The organism is Klebsiella sp. A-Nf5, assembly GCF_002810545.1.
GTDB classification, from domain to species: domain Bacteria; phylum Pseudomonadota; class Gammaproteobacteria; order Enterobacterales; family Enterobacteriaceae; genus Klebsiella; species Klebsiella variicola.
In genome coordinates this window covers 1-16,332 of the sequence record NZ_PIOG01000254.1, presented here as the reverse complement: position 1 = coordinate 16,332, position 16,332 = coordinate 1, and the positions used below count along the sequence as shown (strand labels likewise).

Annotated in this window: 13 protein-coding genes and 1 pseudogene; 10 read left to right on the top strand and 4 right to left on the bottom strand. The window is 57.7% G+C overall.

Annotated elements, in window-relative coordinates:
* Window positions 1-263: 263 nt before the first annotated feature.
* Window positions 264-1,118 carry an RNA polymerase sigma factor RpoH gene (gene rpoH, locus CWM53_RS23475; RefSeq protein ID WP_002920815.1) on the top strand — a complete coding sequence of 285 codons (855 nt, stop codon included), beginning with the start codon at window positions 264-266 and terminating at the stop codon, window positions 1,116-1,118.
* A 52-nt stretch (window positions 1,119-1,170) separates the two neighbouring features.
* Here the strand turns inward: rpoH and CWM53_RS23470 are convergent, their stop codons facing one another.
* Window positions 1,171-2,694 carry a PLP-dependent aminotransferase family protein gene (locus CWM53_RS23470; protein WP_074387031.1) on the bottom strand — a complete coding sequence of 508 codons (1,524 nt, stop codon included), beginning with the start codon at window positions 2,692-2,694 and terminating at the stop codon, window positions 1,171-1,173.
* A gap of 118 nt (window positions 2,695-2,812) precedes the next feature.
* Between CWM53_RS23470 and CWM53_RS23465 the strand changes: the two genes are divergently transcribed.
* From CWM53_RS23465 to livJ, 3 genes are all read left to right on the top strand, one after another.
* Window positions 2,813-4,078: a 4-aminobutyrate--2-oxoglutarate transaminase gene (locus CWM53_RS23465; protein WP_074387032.1), complete on the top strand. Its 1,266-nt coding sequence runs from the start codon at window positions 2,813-2,815 to the stop codon at window positions 4,076-4,078.
* Window positions 4,079-4,225: 147 nt separating this feature from the next.
* Window positions 4,226-5,470 (top strand): aromatic amino acid transport family protein, encoded by a 1,245-nt coding sequence (locus CWM53_RS23460; RefSeq protein WP_074387033.1) that lies wholly within the window; start codon window positions 4,226-4,228, stop codon window positions 5,468-5,470.
* A 257-nt stretch (window positions 5,471-5,727) separates the two neighbouring features.
* Complete coding sequence (gene livJ / locus CWM53_RS23455) at window positions 5,728-6,831, top strand: branched chain amino acid ABC transporter substrate-binding protein LivJ (protein WP_074387034.1); 1,104 nt, start codon at window positions 5,728-5,730, stop codon at window positions 6,829-6,831.
* 312 nt (window positions 6,832-7,143) lie between these two features.
* On the opposite strand, the gene CWM53_RS23450 is transcribed toward livJ, so the two are convergent.
* The 3 genes from CWM53_RS23450 to panM all read right to left on the bottom strand — a co-directional run bounded on the left by CWM53_RS23450 (window position 7,144) and on the right by panM (window position 10,428).
* Window positions 7,144-9,186, bottom strand: a complete 2,043-nt coding sequence (locus CWM53_RS23450; RefSeq protein WP_100729730.1) for a DUF2207 domain-containing protein — start codon at window positions 9,184-9,186, stop codon at window positions 7,144-7,146.
* A 3-nt stretch (window positions 9,187-9,189) separates the two neighbouring features.
* Window positions 9,190-9,732, bottom strand: coding sequence for a LemA family protein (locus CWM53_RS23445; protein WP_074387036.1), 543 nt, complete (start codon window positions 9,730-9,732; stop codon window positions 9,190-9,192).
* Between the two features lie 312 nt (window positions 9,733-10,044).
* Complete coding sequence (gene panM, locus CWM53_RS23440) at window positions 10,045-10,428, bottom strand: aspartate 1-decarboxylase autocleavage activator PanM (RefSeq protein WP_064180469.1); 384 nt, start codon at window positions 10,426-10,428, stop codon at window positions 10,045-10,047.
* 423 nt (window positions 10,429-10,851) lie between these two features.
* On the opposite strand from panM, the gene livK reads away from it, so the two are divergent.
* From livK to CWM53_RS23400, 6 genes and pseudogenes are all read left to right on the top strand, one after another.
* The gene (livK, locus tag CWM53_RS23425; protein ID WP_002920808.1) at window positions 10,852-11,961 is read left to right on the top strand and encodes a high-affinity branched-chain amino acid ABC transporter substrate-binding protein LivK; all 1,110 of its coding nucleotides are present in this window, start codon (window positions 10,852-10,854) and stop codon (window positions 11,959-11,961) included.
* Window positions 11,962-12,022: 61 nt separating this feature from the next.
* Window positions 12,023-12,949, top strand: a complete 927-nt coding sequence (livH, locus tag CWM53_RS23420) for a high-affinity branched-chain amino acid ABC transporter permease LivH (protein WP_002920807.1) — start codon at window positions 12,023-12,025, stop codon at window positions 12,947-12,949.
* Window positions 12,946-14,223 carry a branched chain amino acid ABC transporter permease LivM gene (livM, locus tag CWM53_RS23415; RefSeq protein WP_008806971.1) on the top strand — a complete coding sequence of 426 codons (1,278 nt, stop codon included), beginning with the start codon at window positions 12,946-12,948 and terminating at the stop codon, window positions 14,221-14,223. The genes livH and livM overlap by 4 nt, the downstream gene beginning before the upstream one ends.
* Window positions 14,220-14,987, top strand: coding sequence for a high-affinity branched-chain amino acid ABC transporter ATP-binding protein LivG (gene livG, locus CWM53_RS23410; protein ID WP_008806972.1), 768 nt, complete (start codon window positions 14,220-14,222; stop codon window positions 14,985-14,987). The genes livM and livG overlap by 4 nt, the downstream gene beginning before the upstream one ends.
* 1 nt (window position 14,988) lies before the next feature.
* Window positions 14,989-15,702, top strand: coding sequence for a high-affinity branched-chain amino acid ABC transporter ATP-binding protein LivF (livF, locus tag CWM53_RS23405; RefSeq protein WP_100631027.1), 714 nt, complete (start codon window positions 14,989-14,991; stop codon window positions 15,700-15,702).
* 284 nt (window positions 15,703-15,986) lie between these two features.
* Window positions 15,987-16,332, top strand: a pseudogene (locus CWM53_RS23400) (sn-glycerol-3-phosphate ABC transporter substrate-binding protein); the annotation flags it as partial.

The window sequence follows — 16,332 nt, the reverse complement described above, 5'->3', positions numbered from 1 at the left end:
CGTGATATAATCTTTCCCTGCTGCAATGAGTTCCTGTTCGCAGGGAAAGATACCGCAAGCTTGTTCTCCTTTTCCTGCCCTCACTTGTTCATCGTGGTGTCACATTTTGTGCGTAATTTATTCACACCGTTGCATGGAACTTGTGGATAAAATCACTGTCTGATACTAATGTGAGTGATATTCTCGTTGCTCATGAATGCTGGCATGCTTGTTGCTTGATGGGGACAAGAACGCGTCAGAAGATATCAATTGAGAGGATTTGAATGACCAAAGAAATGCAAACTTTAGCTTTAGCCCCCGTTGGTAACCTGGAATCGTACATCCGGGCCGCTAACACTTGGCCGATGCTGTCGGCTGATGAAGAGCGGGAGCTTGCTGAAAAGCTGCATTACCAGGGCGATCTGGAAGCAGCGAAAAAGCTGATTCTGTCTCACCTGCGCTTTGTTGTTCACATTGCTCGTAACTACTCGGGCTATGGCCTGCCGCAGGCGGATCTGATCCAGGAAGGCAATATCGGCCTGATGAAAGCCGTGCGTCGCTTCAACCCGGAAGTGGGTGTGCGCCTGGTCTCCTTCGCCGTGCACTGGATTAAAGCCGAAATTCACGAATACGTGCTGCGTAACTGGCGTATTGTGAAGGTCGCTACCACCAAAGCACAGCGTAAACTGTTCTTTAACCTGCGTAAAACCAAACAGCGTCTGGGTTGGTTCAACCAGGATGAAGTGGAAATGGTAGCCCGTGAGCTGGGCGTGTCGAGCAAAGACGTCCGCGAGATGGAATCCCGTATGGCGGCCCAGGACATGACCTTCGACATGTCTTCCGACGATGAGTCCGACAGCCAGCCGATGGCGCCGGTCCTGTATCTGCAGGACAAAACGTCTAACTTTGCCGACGGCATCGAAGACGACAACTGGGAAGAGCAGGCGGCGAATAAGCTGACTGACGCGATGCAGGGCCTGGACGAGCGTAGCCAGGACATCATCCGCGCCCGCTGGCTGGACGAAGACAACAAGTCCACGCTGCAGGAACTGGCCGACCGCTACGGCGTCTCCGCAGAGCGCGTGCGTCAGCTGGAAAAGAACGCCATGAAAAAACTGCGTGCCGCTATCGAAGCCTGATACGCCACGCCTGCCTGATACCTGATATCAGGCTCCCCGGTAACGCCCCGCCTCAGGTCGGGGCGTTTTGTTTTTCGGCGTCCTCCCGGGGCAGGAGCATCTGCGGGCAGTGCGTCTGCAGGCAGCCGAGTAAGACGCTGAACGCCGGCGCCATCTGCTCTTCGGGCTGGCTGGCGAATCCCATCAGTAATCCTTTCTTCCGCGCCGTCGTCAGGTAGTAACGCGACAGCGGCCGCACCAGAATATGGCGCGCATTGGCCTCTCTGGCGATCGCCACATCGTCAGCCTCTGCGGGCAAATTGAGGATCAAATGCAGCCCGGCATTATCGCTGAAGTCAGACAGGGCGTACGGCATACAGTGCCGCTGGATAAGCTCAGTTAAAAAGGCGCGGCGACGGCTGTAGAGCAACCGCATACGGCGGATATGGGCCGAATAGTGGCCGGCGGTAATAAACTCCGCCAGCGCCATCTGGATCAGCGAATGGCCGCCGCGGTAAAGCTCGGCATGGGCGTGCTTCAGGTCGCTGACCAGCGGACGCGGGATCACCACGTAGCCCAGGCGCAGGCCGGGATAGAGCGTCTTGCTGAAGGTGCCGATATAGACCACCGGGGCATCGGGGACCAGCCCCTGCAGGGCGGGGATCGGCTGACCGGAAAAGCGAAATTCGCTGTCATAATCATCTTCGACGATCCAGCTGCCCTGCTGGCGAGCGAGCGCCAGCAGCCGCTGGCGGCGCTCAAGGCTCATCACCGCGCCCAGCGGATACTGGTGGGAAGGCGTGACGAAGATGAGTCTCGGCGCGTCGTCAACCGTTTCCGGTGGGCACAGGCCGTTGGCATCGACGGTCAGGGGTTCCACCCGAACGTCGTTCATTGCCAGCACGTGGCGGATCCCCCAATAGGAAGGCTCCTCCACCCACGCCAGATCGCCGTTGTCACACAGCATGCGGGTGACCAGATCGATCGCCTGGTGGATCCCCTCGGTAATAAGAATTTGATCTGCCTGACAGTGGACGCCGCGCGACACGCGCAGATAATCCACCAGCGCCTGCTGCAGTTCCGGGGTGCCACCGTTGCAGCTATAGCTGAGCCGCTCCGGTTTGGGCCGACGGCTGATACGGGCCTGGATCTTACTGAACAGCGGGTGGGGAAAGGCGTTAACGTCCGGCACGCCGGGTATAAACGCCCCCCACTGGCGCGGGCTGGCGCTGACCTGGCCGAGCAGGTGCTGGCCACGGCGTGAAAGATGTGCCGTCGGTGACGCGATACTGCTGTTTTCTTGCTGATCTTTAGCCGTCAATGAGCTCTCAGGTGCGGTTTGGGCAACGAATGTTCCACTTCCCCGACGGGAAACCACATATCCTTCCGCCAGCAATTGTTCATAAGTTGTTAATATGGTGTTTCTAGATACGCCGAGTTCACCCGCCAGATCGCGCGACGGCGGCAGGCGGCTTTGCGGCGCCAGCGAACCGTCGAGGATCGCGCGGCGCAGCGCGTTATATAAGCGTTTGTGCAGAAGAGGATCCCGCTCTTCCTGCAGACGGACCAGCACCAGGTCACCCACCAGCGAACGCAATTGGATCCCTCAGATATTCTAAATTGGTACTCGATTATAGGGCCAACTCCTGTGTAAATAAACGACATCGTTTCTAATTTGTTGCGATAACGTGACATACACGACAGGAGATTCGCAGGTGAAAAGCTCAGAACTGAATCAACGTCGCCAGCAGGCGACGCCGCGCGGCGTAGGCGTAATGTGTAACTACTTTGTCGAGAAGGCGGAAAACGCCACGCTGTGGGATATCGAAGGCAATGAGGTGATCGATTTCGCCGCCGGGATCGCCGTGTTAAATACCGGTCACCGCCATCCGAAAGTGGTCGCCGCAGTCGCCGATCAGCTGCAGGCGTTCACCCACACCGCCTATCAGATTGTGCCGTACGAAAGCTATGTTTCGCTGGCGGAGCGTATCAACGATCTGGCGCCAATTGACGGGCCAGCAAAAACGGCCTTCTTCACTACCGGCGCGGAAGCGGTCGAGAACGCGGTGAAAATTGCCCGCGCTTATACCGGCCGCCCGGGGCTGATTACTTTCGGCGGCGGCTTCCACGGCCGTACTTTTATGACCATGGCCCTCACCGGTAAGGTTGCTCCTTACAAAATCGGCTTCGGGCCGTTCCCGGGATCGGTCTATCACGGCGTTTATCCCAATGAGGCGCACGGCGTGACCACCGCGGATGCGCTGAAAAGCCTGGAGCGCATTTTCAAAGCGGATATTGCGCCGGACCAGGTAGCGGCCATCATCCTCGAGCCGATCCAGGGGGAAGGCGGCTTTAACGTCGCGCCGGCCGATTTTATGCAGGCGCTGCGCGACCTGTGCGATACCCACGGCATTCTGCTGATCGCTGATGAAGTGCAGACCGGTTTCGCCCGCACCGGCAAGCTGTTCGCTATGCAGCACTATGAGGTGAAACCGGATCTGATGACGATGGCGAAAAGCCTCGCCGGCGGCTTCCCGCTGTCGGGCGTTGTCGGTCGCGCTGAGGTGATGGATGCGCCAGCGCCTGGCGGGCTGGGCGGAACCTATGCCGGTAACCCGCTGGCGGTGGCCGCGGCACACGCGGTGCTGGATGTCATTGCCGAAGAGCAGCTGTGTCAGCGCGCTGATCAGTTGGGTAGCCATCTGCAGGAAGTGCTCAACCAGGCGCGCGCCACCTGCCCGGCGATCGTTGATGTCCGTGGCCGGGGGTCGATGGTGGCGGTGGAATTTAACGATCCGCAAACTGGCGAGCCGTCGCCGGAGTTCACCCGCCAGGTGCAACAGAAAGCGCAGGAAAACGGCCTGCTGCTGTTGAGCTGTGGCGTCTACGGCAACGTGATCCGCTTCCTGTATCCGTTGACTATCCCCGACGCCCAGTTCTCGAAAGCGCTGGATATTCTGGCGCGCATCCTGAAGAGCTAACGTCTCCCCGGCGGGCTGCGGCGGCACGGAAGCCGAACAGAAACAGGACGCCGCAGCCGGCTGTTCATGCTCAGCGTGAGTGGTTTATCACCCTGATATCACCTTTTTTCCGGCGGTAAAAACCGTCGGAGTAAAACGGAAAGTATTATGTCTGAAAACTCCACCTTTTCTCCCGTCCTCACCGGCCGGGAACGTACGGCTGTCCCTACAAAATCTCTGAGCTTCGTCGAAGGCGTATCGATGATTGTCGGTACCAATATCGGTGCGGGTGTCCTCTCTATCGCCTATGCGTCGAGCAAAGCGGGCTTCTTACCGCTGCTGTTCTGGCTGGTGCTGGTGGGCAGCCTGACGACGGTGACTATGCTCTATGTCGCGGAATCCACGCTCCGCACCCGGAAACATCTGCAGCTCAGCGGTTTATCGAAGCGCTACGTCGGCGGCTTTGGCGCGTTGATGATGTTCCTCTCCGTTTGCGTCAACAGCGTCGGCGCATTGACGGCTTATATGACCGGCAGCGGCAAGCTGCTGCACTCGTTGTTTGGCATCTCGCCGGCGCTGGGCAGCGTGTTGTTTTTCGTCCCGGCTGCAGGGGTGCTCTACCTGGGCCTGAAGGCGATCGGCCGCGGCGAGAAATTTATCAGCATCGGCATGGTGGTGATGATCTCGGTGCTGGTGATTGCCACGCTGTTGAAAGAGACCACCCGCGTCGGCTATCTGCTCGATGGCAACTGGCTGTATATGGTTCCGGTCTTCAACGTTGTGGCATTCTGCTTCTCGGCACAGTATATCGTGCCGGAGATGGCGCGGGGCTTCGCCGACAAACCGGAAAAATTGCCCAGGGCCATTATGGTCGGTATGGCTTTGACCTTTGCCCTGCTGGCGCTGGTGCCGCTGTCGGTGATCTCGCTTAATGGCCTGGACAATATCTCGGATGTGGCCACCATCTCCTGGGGCCGCGCGCTTGGCGAATGGGCGTTCTTCTCAGCCAACCTGTTTGCGCTGTGCGCCATGCTGACCTCTTACTGGGGGCTGGGCGGTAGCTTCCTGACCAACATTTTCGATCAGTTCCGCCTGGGGAATGATGAGCAACCCGTCCGGCGCTTGATGGTGCTGCTGGTGGTGGCGATCCCGCCGTTCGTGCTGGCCTATAGCGGCATGGTTTCTTTCGTCAACGCGCTCTATTTTGCCGGGGTGTTCAGCGGCGTCATTTTATCGATTATGCCGATCCTGATGCTGAAGGGCGCCCGCCAGCGTGGCGACCTGACCCCTGGCTGGACCTGTCCGGCCTGGATGACCCATCCGCTTATCCAATGCTTCATTGTGTTGTTGTATCTTTGCAGCGCCGTCTATGCGATAGCGTCCGCGGTAGGCTACCTGCCCGCTGGCTGGTAATCAGGCCCTGTTTTGCACCGCGTCCGGTTCATGCTGGCGCGGTTTTTTTATTTGTCACTTATCTGTTACATAGCCCGCAATTTAGTCGTTTCAAATTCCTCAGAATGACGGTATGTTTAGCATAGTGTGCTGCAAAAGCGCGAGCAGCCCCCGGTGGATTAGCTATCATATGCTTTTCCTATCGATATAAACAAAATAATGCGCTAACAAACAACATCACAACAAATGCAAAAACCATAATAATGGGGAGCCTCAGGATGAATATGAAGGGTAAAGCGTTACTGGCAGGATGTATTGCCTTAGTTATGAGCAGCGCGGCGCTGGCCGAAGATATCAAAATCGCGGTCGTCGGGGCGATGTCCGGCCCGGTGGCCCAGTACGGCGACCAGGAGTTTACCGGCGCCGAGCAGGCGGTAGCAGATATCAACGCCAAGGGCGGCATCAAGGGCAATAAGCTGCAGATCGTCAAATATGATGACGCTTGCGACCCGAAACAGGCGGTAGCGGTCGCCAACAAAGTGGTCAACGACGGCATCAAATACGTCATCGGCCACCTGTGCTCCTCTTCCACTCAGCCGGCGTCTGACATCTATGAAGACGAAGGCATTCTGATGATCACGCCGGCAGCGACCGCCCCGGAGCTGACCGCGCGCGGCTATAAGCTGATCCTGCGCACCACCGGTCTGGACTCCGACCAGGGACCCACCGCAGCGAAATACATTCTCGACAAAGTGAAGCCGCAGCGTATCGCTGTGGTACATGACAAACAGCAGTACGGTGAAGGTTTGGCCCGTGCGGTGCAGGATGGCCTGAAAAAAGGCGGGGCGAACGTGGTCTTCTTCGACGGCATCACCGCCGGTGAGAAAGATTTCTCCACCCTGGTGGCGCGCCTGAAGAAAGAGAATATCGATTTCGTTTACTACGGCGGCTACCACCCGGAAATGGGCCAGATCCTGCGTCAGGCCCGTGCCGCCGGTCTGAAAACCCAGTTTATGGGCCCGGAAGGCGTAGCGAACGTCTCCCTGTCTAACATCGCCGGCGAGTCGGCGGAAGGTCTGCTGGTGACCAAGCCGAAGAACTACGACCAGGTGCCGGCGAACAAACCGATCGTGGATGCGATCAAGGCGAAGAAACAGGATCCGAGCGGCGCTTTCGTCTGGACCACCTACGCGGCGCTGCAGTCGCTGCAGGCGGGCCTGAACCAGTCTGACGATCCGGCGGAAATCGCTAAATACCTGAAAGGCGCGACCGTGGACACCGTGATGGGCCCGCTGTCGTGGGATCAGAAAGGCGACCTGAAAGGGTTTGAATTCGGTATCTTTACCTGGCATGCGAATGGTACGGCGACCGACGCCAAATAATTTAACCGGCGCCTTTCACGCTGCAAATACGTTGTCTGCGGCCCTCAACCCCGGTCACTTACTGATGTAAGCTCCCGGGGATTTCGGGTCTTGACGCCTTTTTGCAACGCGAAATGCTGGGTTAAATGGGTGGGGCGCCTTTCACGCTGCAAATGCGTTGTCTGCGGCCCTCAACCCCGGTCACTGACTGATGTAAGCTCTCGGGGATGTCGGGTCTTGACGCCTTTTTGCAACGCGAAATGCTGGGTTAAATGAGTGGGGGCCTTTCACGCCGCAGCTTTATTGGTCGGATAAATGCTATCCGGCCTTCTCTTACCAGCCACCGCCACCACCACCACCGGAACCGCCGCCTGACGATCCGCCGCCGGAAGAGCCGGAACCGCTATAGCCCGACCCTGAAGAGCCACCTTCTGAACGCTGCACCGGCTTCTCGCTGGCAGCGGAATGACAGCTCTGGTAGAAATGATGCATGTCCTGCCAGTCCGTCTGCTGTAACACTTCCGACATCGCGCCGGTGCTGCTTAAGTATCGGGCAAAAGTGTTCGCCAGGGTCTTTCCTACGCCGAGCGCCAGAGCGACCGGCAGCAGGCTTTCAAAGTGCGCGACCATCTGGTCAGGTGGATAAAGTGTCTGATAACGCTTCTCTTCGGCCGTTTTAATATACCGTTTCAACCCTTTGGCGACGGCCAGATCGTTTAACCCCTTCTGCGTATAGCGTGGCGTTTTCCAGGCGACGAGCGCACACAGCGCGATGGCGGTTAACAAGGCGCCCAGGTACCCGGCAGGAAGTTGGGTGATGGGTAACATGCCGAGCAGGAAAACGCCTCCCGCCACGGTGGCGAAAGGGCTAAATACCAGCGCCATCAGGATCATAACTGGTCCCAAACTACGCAATGTTTTCATCGGGTTGCGTAAAAACTTCAGGCACAAGTACGTCATCACACCGCCGACCGATACAAACAGCAGACTGGGAACGGTGAGCGCCGCTGCCGCCGGGCTAAATCCGATGCCGCAAACGATCGGAACCAGCAGAGCAATATAAATACAATGACGCAGCGGTTTACCCCATGTCCGGCACAGCTGCGGTTTCTGCTCTTCACAACATTTTTCCAGCCACCGGCGCGCGTTTTGCATCAACGTTTGATGGGGCGTACTGAGATTGATGTTCTTACGTTTAGCGCTGAAAAGCAGGCTCATCAGCTGCTTCTCTATGGGATTCAGCGGATTATGCTTTTCGTCTGGCTGGCGGGAAAGCCACTGCTCATCAACAGGGGATGAGGACCATGCGCCTTTGGTTTGGCTTTTTTTCCTCGTCAATGTGATGGCTCGTTTGGCTACCAGCCCCAGCAAATCGCTACTGAATGCCACATCGTCATACTTACGTTGCGTAATAAAGCGCAGATAGCCTGGCGACATCGCGGCGGGCAGCGAAAATTGCGGCGTCACCGGCGGCATTTTTAAACCCGTCGCCGTGACGTTTTTGCGCCACCACAGCCAGTAGTAGCCAACAAGCAGTAGCAGGGGAAGCCAGATAACGCTGGTGGCCAGCGTCGGCACCAGTAAATGAACCAACGGCCAAACCGCTTCGGGGGCGGCGGCATTTGCCAGAATGGCGCGGGGCCAGGTATAGACCACGGTCAGCCCTTCGCCGGCGGCAAGGGGGCGCGACGTTTGTATGCTGCCATCAGGCAGGATGGTCGCATGGTGATCTTTCGCCCCCTGACGACCGGTGTAAACATCAATGGTGCGCAACCTTGCATCTCTGCCATCCGCATTCAACTGCCCGGCGGCGTCAGGCAGTGCAAGCTGGAAACGGGCTTTCCCGATTGGCCAGCTCCAGTCGTTGCCTGTCACGTTCCAGTAAAGCTCATCCCAGTCGGTGAAGCGGCTGAAATGGTGGCTAACCTGATAGCGAATTTCATAGTTATAAATACCTGGCTTCAGGGTGCGATCGGCGCTGCCAATGCGCACGGTCAGCGTTTTTGTCGTGCGATCGAGGCTGTAGGGTTCCGGGAGTCCATTGCGCGAGACCGATTTGATGGCGTAATTAACGCTAAAAATTTTGCCGTCCTGACGGTGCCAGTTGAGAGGCAACGTGCGGAAAATCCCCCGACGGATCTCCTTTCCCAGGGCCAGCACGGTGATATTTTCCCGCATCTCCATGCTGCCATTTGGCTGAAAACGCGCCAGGGAATCGAAAAAGAGAATATGTTCATACGCGGGGACCCGGCGGGCATTAGCCGGGGGTGGCGACGCCTCGGTGATAGCTTTATCGTCGCTGACGGCTAAGCCAGAGATGCTCAACAGCAGCAACAGGCCAATACTGCGCAGTATCCGCATGGACCAGGTGGACATGGGTCACTCCATCCGTGGCAATTTGGCTTCTTCAGGGGACTCCAGTTCAAAGAAAAGTTCCGCCCTGAAGCTAAACAGGCGGGCCAGCAGCAGGCTGGGAAAAGACTCCACCAGAATATTAAACTCGCGGACCGTGGCGTTGAAGTAACGGCGGGCCATCTGCAGCTGTTCTTCTATTTCGCTAAGGGATTGCTGCAGCGAGAGGAAGTTTTCGCTGGCTTTGAGTTCCGGATAGGCTTCCGCCAGGGCGAATATACGGCTCAACGTTCCGGCATATTGCTGCTCGCTGTCGGCCACCTGTCGGGGATTGCCGATCAGGACGCTGCGCTGGCGGCCGATCTCTTCCAGCAGCTCTTTTTCGTGCTGCGCATAGCGTTTGACCAGACTGAACAGGTTGGGCGCCAGATCGTGACGGCGCTTGAGCTGGACGGCAATACCGCTCCAGGCTTCATCTTTGAAACGGCGTAAAGAGATAAAACGGTTATAAGTGAAGATCGCCCAGATAAGGATCACGGCGACAATAGCCAGCCCGATAGACATTTCCATATGTTTGTTCCATGTTGACTGCTGATGATCGCGTTGCGCTGAATACTTTCTGCGCAATTTTACGCGTCAGCGAATCTTACCTCACGTGAAGCGCAGGGGAAACGTGCACTCGCGCGTTAAATTCTGAAATATCATGCGGGCCTTTGCCCTGGTGAATATCTGACAGGCCAATCCGCAGCTTCGCGTTCGGGGCACCATGGCATTATCGTCGCAGTATGAAATAAACAAGCCCAGCCGTTTACCCGCGGCTGGGCTTTATTCCGTTGCCGGGAGGCAACAAACAAGCGCTGTGTTACCCGACGAACGCTTTTCTTAATGCTTTTCCCAACCGGTCTGCTGGGCGCTAAAGCCGAGTGCCTGCATAAATGCGGCCATCACACCGCGGTCTTCCACCCCGTGGTCGGCGACGCGCCAGCTATTGATGGCCGGGTTATCTCGCAACGTCTCTTCCACTAAGTATTGCCCGACGCCGCGGCGGCGGGTCACTTCACGCACGCACAGATCGCTGAGCTCGGCTTCGACGCCGCGCAGGGTGACGCGCACAGCGCCCAGCAGGCGCTCGTTAAAGCGGGCGGCGTAGAGACGATGATTCTCGTCCAGGGTTAACGTCGACAGATCCTGCGACGGCCAGATTTTCCCCAGGTCGATGCGATCCTGATCGGTGAAGTGCTGTAAACGGATAATGGTCAGTTTCATGGGCGGCAAATCCAGTGCAAAACAGAGGCGCCAGTGTACCCAAAATTGCTGTCTGGCGGAGCGCTGTTTTTTGCGCGTACATCAGGGGATTCGTTTTCCGGATGTAGTCAGGGTAGCGCAATCCGTCATGGATCGAAAAATAAGCAGAATTTTAACCTAATGTGCAGCGTTTTATTCCGCCTTATGTATCGTTATTTTATGCTGCAGGATGGACTTTTTTTTGTTTATCTTCACCAAAATACAGAATATTATCTTTGCTTAATCGACTGAAAAATAGAGATTTTAATCTGTTTTTTAGTGAAAAGCTGCGCTAAACCATTAAACTCAATGGTAAAAATGGCGTTGTTTAATAAAAGCACAGAATGCTTTTTAACCATAAAAATACAAAACATTTACACCACATCACGAACGGGGTTCTGCAGCATGAAAAGGAACGCGAAAACCATCGTCGCGGGCATTGTCGCATTAGCGATGTCGCACGCGGCGATGGCCAAGGATATTAAGGTCGCCGTCGTCGGCGCGATGTCGGGTCCGGTGGCCCAGTGGGGCGACATGGAGTTCAATGGCGCGCGTCAGGCGATTAAAGACATCAACGCCAGCGGCGGCATTAAGGGTGACAAGCTGGTGGCCGTCGAATATGACGACGCCTGCGATCCGAAGCAAGCGGTCGCGGTGGCCAACAAAATCGTCAACGACGGCATTCAGTACGTTATCGGCCACCTGTGCTCCTCTTCCACTCAGCCGGCTTCCGACATCTATGAGGATGAAGGCATCCTGATGATCTCCCCGGGAGCGACCAACCCGGAGCTGACCCAGCGCGGCTATCAGTACATCATGCGTACCGCCGGCCTCGACTCCTCGCAAGGGCCGACCGCGGCGAAATATATCGTCGAGAAAGTGAAACCGCAGCGTATCGCCATCATTCATGACAAGCAGCAGTACGGCGAAGGGCTGGCGCGTTCGGTGCAGGACAACCTGAAAAAAGCCGGGGCCAACATCGTCTTCTTCGACGGCATCACCGCGGGGGAAAAAGATTTCTCCGCCCTGCTGGCGCGCCTGAAGAAAGAGAACATCGACTTCGTCTACTACGGCGGCTACTACCCGGAAATGGGCCAGATGCTGCGCCAGGCGCGCTCCGTTGGGCTGAAAACCGTGTTTATGGGGCCGGAAGGGGTCGGCAACGCCTCGCTGTCCAATATCGCGGGCGCCGCGGCGGAAGGGATGCTGGTGACGATGCCAAAACGCTACGATCAGGATCCTGCCAACAGCGCCATCGTCAACGCGCTGAAAGCGGAGAAGAAAGATCCGAGCGGGCCGTACGTCTGGATCACCTATGCCGCCGTTCAGTCGCTGGCGCAGGCGATGGACAGAACTGGCAGCCAGCAGCCGCTGGATTTAATCAAAGATTTGAAAGCGCACGGGGCGAAAACCGTGATTGGGCCGCTGACCTGGGATGAAAAAGGCGATCTGAAGGGATTTGAGTTTGGTGTCTTCCAGTGGCACGCCGACGGCTCTTCGAGCGCGGCGAAATAAGCGCTAAAGACGAGTTATCCCTCCGCCCGCGAGCCGCGGGCGGTTTGAAAAAGGTTACCTTATGTCCGAGCAGTTTCTCTATTTTCTGCAGCAGATGTTTAACGGCGTCACGCTGGGCAGTACCTACGCGCTGATCGCCATCGGCTATACGATGGTGTACGGCATTATCGGCATGATCAACTTCGCCCACGGCGAGGTCTACATGATTGGCAGCTATGTCTCTTTCATGATCATCGCCGCGCTGATGATGATGGGCATCGACACCAGCTGGCTGCTGGTCGCCGCCGGATTCGTGGGCGCCATTGTGATTGCCAGCGCCTACGGCTGGAGTATCGAGCGCGTGGCCTATCGGCCGGTGCGTAACTCTAAGCGTCTGATTGCGCTGATCTCCGCTATCGGGATGTCTATCTTCCTGCAGAACTATGTCAGCCTGACTCAGGGGTCGCGCGACGTGGCGCTGCCGAGCCTGTTTAACGGCCAGTGGGTCGTCGGCCACAGCGACAGTTTCTCCGCGACGATCACCACCATGCAACTGGTGATCTGGGTGGTGACCTTTATCGCCATGCTGGCCCTGACGCTGTTTATTCGCTACTCGCGGATGGGGCGCGCCTGCCGCGCCTGCGCCGAAGACCTGAAAATGGCGAGCCTGCTCGGCATTAACACCGACCGCGTCATTGCCCTGACTTTTGTCATTGGCGCAGCGATGGCGGCGGTGGCGGGCGTGCTGCTCGGCCAGTTCTACGGCGTAATTAACCCCTACATCGGCTTTATGGCCGGGATGAAGGCCTTCACCGCCGCCGTGCTTGGCGGTATCGGCAGTATCCCTGGCGCGATGATCGGCGGCCTGATCCTGGGTATTGCCGAGGCGCTCTCTTCTGCCTATCTCAGCACCGAATATAAGGACGTCGTTTCCTTCGCGCTGCTGATTCTGGTGCTGTTAGTGATGCCGACCGGCATTCTGGGCCGCCCGGAGGTAGAAAAAGTATGAAACCGATGCAAATTGCAATGGCGCTGCTGTCTGCCGTGATGTTCTTCATTCTGGCGGGCGTCTTTATGGGCGTGCAGCTGGAGCTGGACGGCACCAAACTGGTGGTCGATACCGCCGCCGATATTCGCTGGCAGTGGATCTTTATTGGCACCGCGGTGGTCTTTTTCTTCCAGTTGCTGCGGCCGCTGTTCCAGAAAGCGGTTAAGAACGTCTCCGGGCCGAAGTTTATTATGCCGGCGATTGACGGCTCGACGGTGAAGCAGAAGCTGTTCCTGATAGCCCTGCTGGTGATTGCCGTGGCATGGCCGTTTATGGTGTCGCGCGGCACGGTGGATATCGCCACGCTGACGATGATCTATATCATCCTCGGCCTCGGGCTGAACGTGGTGGTCGGCCTTTCCGGCTTGCTGGTGCTGGGCTACGGTGGGTTCTACGCCATCGGCGCGTATACCTTCGCGCTGCTGAACCACTATTACGGTCTCGGCTTCTGGACCTGTCTGCCGCTGGCTGGCCTGGTCTCCGCGGCGGCCGGCTTCCTGCTGGGCTTCCCGGTGCTGCGTCTGCGCGGCGACTACCTGGCGATTGTGACCTTAGGCTTCGGTGAAATTGTGCGTATTCTGCTGCTCAACAATACCGAGATCACTGGCGGGCCGAACGGCATCAGCCAGATCCCGAAACCGACTTTCTTCGGCCTTGAATTTAGCCGTACCGCCCGCGAAGGCGGCTGGGATACCTTCAGCAATTTCTTCGGCGTCAAATACGATCCCTCCGACCGGGTGATTTTCCTCTACCTGGTGGCGCTGCTGCTGGTCGTGCTCAGCCTGTTCGTCATCAACCGCCTGCTGCGAATGCCGCTGGGGCGGGCGTGGGAAGCGCTGCGTGAAGATGAGATCGCCTGTCGTTCGCTGGGCCTGAGCCCGACGCGCATCAAGCTGACCGCCTTTACCATCAGCGCCGCGTTTGCTGGCTTCGCCGGGACGCTGTTCGCTGCGCGCCAGGGCTTCGTCAGCCCGGAATCCTTCACCTTCGCCGAGTCGGCCTTCGTGCTGGCGATCGTGGTGCTGGGCGGGATGGGCTCGCAGTTCGCGGTGATCCTCGCGGCTATTCTGCTGGTGGTGTCGCGCGAGCTGATGCGTGACTTCAACGAATACAGCATGTTAATGCTCGGCGGCCTGATGGTGCTGATGATGATCTGGCGCCCGCAGGGGCTGCTGCCAATGACGCGCGTGCAGTTGAAGCTGAAGAACGGTCAGGCGAAAGGAGAGCAGGCATGAGTCAGCCATTATTATCCGTCAGCGGCCTGATGATGCGTTTCGGCGGTCTGCTGGCCGTCAACAATGTGTCGCTGGAGCTCAGAGAGCGCGAGATTGTCTCGCTGATCGGCCCCAACGGCGCCGGGAAGACCACCGTCTTTAACTGCCTGACCGGTTTTTACAAGCCCACTGGCGGCACCATTATGCTGCGCGACCAGCACCTGGAAGGGCTGCCGGGTCAGCAGATTGCGCGGATGGGCGTGGTGCGGACCTTCCAGCACGTGCGTCTGTTCCGCGAAATGACGGTGATTGAAAACCTGCTGGTGGCGCAGCATCAGCAGCTGAAAACCGGGCTCTTCTCCGGCCTGCTGAAAACGCCGGCCTTCCGTCGGGCGCAGAGCGAAGCGCTGGACAGGGCCGCCACCTGGCTGGAGCGTATCGGCCTGCTGGAGCACGCCAACCGTCAGGCCAGCAACCTGGCCTACGGCGACCAGCGCCGGCTGGAAATTGCCCGCTGCATGGTGACCCAGCCGGAAATTCTGATGCTAGATGAACCGGCGGCGGGGTTGAACCCGAAAGAGACCAAAGAGCTGGACGAGCTTATCGCCGAGCTGCGTAACCATCACAACACCACCATCCTGCTTATCGAACATGATATGAAGCTGGTGATGGGCATTTCCGATCGCATCTACGTCGTGAACCAGGGGACACCGCTGGCCAACGGGACGCCGGAAGAGATTCGTAATAACCCGGACGTGATCCGCGCATACCTTGGTGAGGCATAAGATGGAAAACGCGATGTTAACTTTTGACAACGTCAGCGCCCACTACGGCAAGATTCAGGCGCTGCACAACGTCAGCCTGCAAATCAAGCAGGGCGAGATCGTGACGCTTATCGGCGCCAACGGCGCGGGGAAAACCACGTTGCTCGGTACGCTGTGCGGCGACCCGCGTGCGTCAAGCGGGCGCATTGTCTTTGACGGTAAGGATATTACCGACTGGCAGACGGCGAAAATCATGCGTGAAGCGGTGGCGATCGTCCCGGAAGGGCGGCGCGTCTTTTCACGCATGACGGTGGAAGAGAACCTGGCGATGGGCGGTTTCTTTGCCGACCGCGATCAGTTCCAGACCCGTATCAAATGGGTGTATGAATTGTTCCCACGTCTGCTCGAACGTCGCATCCAGCGCGCCGGGACCATGTCCGGCGGCGAGCAGCAGATGCTGGCGATCGGGCGCGCCCTGATGAGCCAGCCGCGCCTGCTGCTGCTGGATGAACCGTCGCTGGGGCTGGCGCCGATCATCATTCAGCAGATTTTCGACACCATCGAGCAGCTGCGCGAGCAGGGAATGACTATCTTCCTGGTTGAGCAGAACGCCAACCAGGCGCTGAAGCTGGCCGACCGCGGCTACGTGCTGGAGAACGGCCACGTGGTGCTGGAGGATACCGGCGACGCGCTGCTGGCCAACGAGGCGGTGCGCAGCGCCTATCTCGGCGGTTAGTTCATCGCAACCCGGCGGCGCTTCGCTTGGCCGGGCTACCCAAGCCGTTGTAGCCCGGGCGAGGCGCTTGCGCCGACCCCGGGAGCCAATCGCACGAATATTATCCGTGTCTCAGCCCCCACTTTACCTCCCCCGTCCTTTCATCGGCTTGTCATCTCTCTGACCCGTTACTATCTTTTTTTTGTAATAAAAGAGTTATTTTTCTGTAATTCGAACATGTCATGTTACCCCGCGAGCATAAAACGCGTGAAATCGCGCATCCGGCACAACAAGAGAGATAACCGATGATATCGTTACGACATACAGCTTTAGGACTGGCGCTGAGCCTGGCTTTTGCCGGTCAGGCCCTGGCGGTTACCACCATCCCATTCTGGCACTCAATGGAAGGCGAGCTGGGTAAAGAAGTGGATTCTCTGGCGCAACGCTTTAACGCGGCCAATCCTGATTACAAAATCGTTCCGGTATACAAAGGCAACTATGAACAGAGCCTGAGTGCCGGTATCGCCGCTTTCCGTACCGGCAACGCCCCGGCGATCCTGCAGGTGTATGAAGTCGGCACCGCGACCATGATGGCGTCAAAAGCCATTAAGCCGGTGTACCAGGTGTTTAGCGAGGCAGGCATCAAGTTTG